General features: G+C 47.3%; 1 protein-coding gene. It reads left to right on the plus strand.

The annotated features are described in order from the left end of the window. Positions 1-207, plus strand: a 207-nt coding sequence (locus tag JI65_RS17235; RefSeq protein ID WP_207106113.1) for a hypothetical protein, incomplete at its 5' end; no start/stop codon positions are given. Between the last annotated feature and the right edge of the window lie 307 nt (positions 208-514).

The raw sequence follows: 514 nt of genomic DNA on the forward strand, positions 1-514 counted from the left end.
TGTCCGCGCCTCGCGTCCAATTTCTGTTTGGCTAATAAGTTTGTGTGTGGGAAAATTATAAACGCCCTGAGTTTTGTTTTTAATCTAAAAGTTAGTTTTTGGCGTTTCCCGCGAGTTTTTCCAAGGCAAAACTCGCGCTCTGGTGGGTGGGGCTTGCAGGTGCTCCCGAAACGCGGCGGCAAGGAAAGCCGCGTTTCGGGAAGCTAGATTTATTGTCCGCGCCTCGCGTCCAATTTTTGTTTGGCTAATCAGTTTGTGTGTGGGAAAATTATAAACGCCCTGAGTTTTGTTTTTAATCTAAAAGTTGGATTTTGGCGTTTCCCGCGAGTTTTTCCAAGGTAAAACTCGCGCTCTGGTGGGGGAACTTGCAGGTGTTCCCGAAACGCGGCGGCAAGGAAAGCCGCGTTTCGGGAGGTCAGATTTATTGTCCGCGCCTCGCGTCCAATTTCTGTTTGGTTAAGCCGTTTGCAGCTGATTATAAACGCCCTGTAGTTTTGTTTTTAATCTAAAGATT

The sequence above is a fragment of the Treponema zioleckii genome (assembly GCF_014737315.1).
GTDB lineage: Bacteria > Spirochaetota > Spirochaetia > Treponematales > Treponemataceae > Treponema_D > Treponema_D zioleckii.